At 57.4% G+C, this 3,151-nt stretch carries 3 protein-coding genes; 1 reads left to right on the top strand and 2 read right to left on the bottom strand.

Annotated elements, in window-relative coordinates; all coding sequences use genetic code 11:
- A partial coding sequence (gene entC / locus AB7E14_RS22160; protein ID WP_428169968.1) for an isochorismate synthase EntC occupies positions 1-1,166 on the bottom strand: 1,166 nt, incomplete at its 3' end.
- A 183-nt stretch (positions 1,167-1,349) separates the two neighbouring features.
- On the opposite strand from entC, the gene fepB reads away from it, so the two are divergent.
- The gene (gene fepB / locus AB7E14_RS22155; protein WP_044326714.1) at positions 1,350-2,288 is read left to right on the top strand and encodes a Fe2+-enterobactin ABC transporter substrate-binding protein; all 939 of its coding nucleotides are present in this window, start codon (positions 1,350-1,352) and stop codon (positions 2,286-2,288) included.
- A 49-nt stretch (positions 2,289-2,337) separates the two neighbouring features.
- Here fepB and entS read toward each other — a convergent pair.
- Positions 2,338-3,151, bottom strand: an 814-nt coding sequence (gene entS / locus AB7E14_RS22150; RefSeq protein WP_428169967.1) for an enterobactin transporter EntS, incomplete at its 5' end; no start/stop codon positions are given.

Genomic DNA, 3,151 nt, shown 5'->3' with positions numbered 1-3,151 from the left:
CCAAAAACGTTCAACATGGTGGAAAGTTTGACGCCGGTTTCACGCCATTCCCCCACCGGTGAAGAGGCCGGGACGATCCCTGCGCCTGCAAACAGACGCACCTGATTTTTCCGTAATGTCGCGCAGCGGATGGTCACCACCCACTCTCCGTTGCCTTCGGCGTCACACCAGCCGACGATGCCACCAAACAGTTCGCGATCAAACGGCTCCAGTTCGGCAATCAGTTGTTTTGCCACCTGATGCGGGAAACCGCTCAACGCCGGCGTCGGATGTAGCAGACAAGCCAGCGTCAGGGCGTTTTCTCCGGCATTGGCTGTGCCTTCAAACGGCGTGCCGAGGTGCCAGAGCGTGGGCGTGGTGATGAGCTGCGGTGAAGACGGTAGTTGTAGATCCTGACAGCGATCGCGCAGTACGGTTTTCATCGCCTGCGTAACCAGCTCATGTTCATGGCGATCTTTTTCAGAGGCCAGCAGGCGGTTTCCGGCTTCCCGATCCAGCACGTCATCAGGCTGACGGCGCGCGGAGCCCGCCAGCGGCAGCGAGCTGAAGCGATCGCCTTCTTTGCGCAGCAACAATTCTGGGCTCGCGCCGAGCAAAATGCCGCCATCGCGCAGTGGGACATGGAAGTTGTAACTAACCGGGTTTTGCGCCACCAGACGTTCCAGCAGCGCACCGCTGTTGATCTCAGCGTCGGTGGTGATGTCAATCAGTCGTGACAGCACCACTTTGTCGACTTCAGGCGTCGCTGTCAGCGCAGCGGCGCGCGCGACCATCGCTTCGAACGTCTCCTGCTCGGGAATCGCGTTACGCGCCGTGACGTTGAGTGTTTGATGATCGGTAAAGTAACGTGATGATCGCTGCTTTTCCTGACGAGAAAAGGTCTGCCAGCGCTGAGGAATAAACAGCGACGATGGCTGGCGAGTATCGAACGGAATCGCCCCCACCATAACCGGGTTTGCGATACCCTGCGCTTTGGCATCGGTGAACAGTGTGTGTAATTTTTGTTGGAAGGGGCTGTCTGGCGAATCACCGTTAATGGCGGGTTCATCGAAGCGGGCGAAGCATCCTGACGTCGTGAAACTCCGATACGGCGACATAAAGAAAAAACACTGGGGTGCAAGTGTTGCCATGGTCTGCTGAACTTCCTCGGCCAAAGACGTATCCATATCATCCTCCAAAATGATAAAGGTTTTAATAATGATTATCATTTATATTTTCGGGCGCTAACCTAAAAGCAAACAGGCGACATGTCAACTCTTGAGGTAGCACAATGTGCGACTAACGCTTGCATCCCTTACGCTTAATAATGAAAATGAGAAGCATTAATAACTCAGCACAGGAATTGATTTGTGAGACTGCCTTCCCTGCTCGTTACGCTCTTCGTTTTCGGATTCTCCTCAGCTCATGCGGCGGACTGGCCGCGTCAGGTGACCGACGTTCGCGGCAACCATACGCTGGAACACAAACCTGAACGCATCGTCTCTACCAGCGTCACACTGACCGGTTCATTACTGGCGATTGATGCACCGGTGGTCGCCAGCGGGGCGACAACCCCCAATAACCGCGTGGCTGACGATCAGGGATTCTTACGTCAGTGGGGTGACGTGGCAAAAGCACGCAAGCTGACGCGTCTGTATATTGGTGAACCGAACGCCGAAGCGGTGGCAGCACAAATGCCCGATCTCATTCTGATTAGCGCGACCGGCGGCGACTCCGCCCTGGCGCTGTACGATCAGCTCTCGCCTATTGCCCCGACGCTTATCATCAATTACGACGATAAAAGCTGGCAGTCGCTGCTGACGCAGTTGGGCGAGATTACCGGCCAGGAGAAACAGGCCGCCGCACGTATTGCCGAATTTGATAAGCAGCTAACCATCGTTAAGCAGCAGTTGACGTTGCCGCCACAACCGGTGAGCGCGCTGGTCTACACCGCCGCCGCCCACAGAGCCAATCTGTGGACGCCAGAGTCTGCGCAAGGAAAAATGCTGGAGCAACTCGGCTTTACGCTGGCAACGTTGCCTGGCGGACTGCAGCCCAGCCAAAGCCAGGGGAAACGTCACGATATCATTCAGCTTGGCGGTGAAAATCTGGCGGCCGGTCTGAACGGCGAAGCGCTATTCCTGTTTGCCGGTGATGAGAAAGATGAGCAGGCGATCTACGCCAACCCACTGCTGGCGCACCTGCCTGCGGTACAGAACAAGCGCGTCTATGCCCTGGGCACCGAGTCTTTCCGTCTGGATTATTACAGCGCGATGCAGGTGTTAAACCGTCTCGCCACACTGTTTTAATTGTCATTGCCGGATGGCGGCGATAACGCGTTATCCGGCCAGTCTCACACTAAGCGGGTTCCGGCGGCGTCTGCCGGAATCTACGTAATTCACTGAGTAACAGCAGCAGTAGTAGTCCCACAATCACCAGACCAAAGCCGCTAACGCTCGCCGACGCCACCGGCGTCATGATCGCTCCCAGACCGCCTAATAACGCCGCACCAATGGCGTCCCCGGTGACGTTTTGCGCCGTCCACAAACCGTTGATGCGCCCTAACATATTTTCCGGCGTCTGCGTTTGCAGCATCGTGTACTGCAACAGCGAACTAATAGCGCTCAGCCAGCCGAATAGCGCCAGACACACCACGCCTAACGCCCAGACGGGCATCAGGGCAAACAGGCCAATCGCCAGAAACGACCCGATGGTCGTGGCCAGCATAATTAACCCCGGACGCAGGCTGTGCGCCAGTTTCCCGCTGGTGAGCGCACCAACCGCCGCCCCAAGCGGGATGGCGGCGTACAACATGCCAATCTGTGCCGCTGACATCTGCCAGCTAATCGCCAGTGCCGGATAGAGCACGCGCACAGCGCTTGCCATCGTCATCAGGCCGCCGAGCAGCGCAATACCGCCGACAAGCGGACTGGCAAGCAGGAAGCGAAACGCCGCGAGTAGCGAATTCAGCGGATGTTCACGCGGCTGTGGCGGTGGCGGCAGTGCCGGAAGACTTAACAGCGGCAGTAAGGTGATAAAGGTACCTGCCGCCGCCAGACCGTAGTTCCAGGCCACACCGCCGGTGGCGAGCAACAGCCCACCCAGCATGGGCGAAATCACCGAGCCCAGACGCACGGTCAGCATGGTAATCGCCCCTGCCTGCATCAGGTTT

Source organism: Citrobacter sp. (genome assembly GCF_050252275.1).
Lineage (GTDB): Bacteria > Pseudomonadota > Gammaproteobacteria > Enterobacterales > Enterobacteriaceae > Citrobacter_A > Citrobacter_A amalonaticus.
This window is presented reverse-complemented; position numbering and strand designations above follow the sequence as displayed.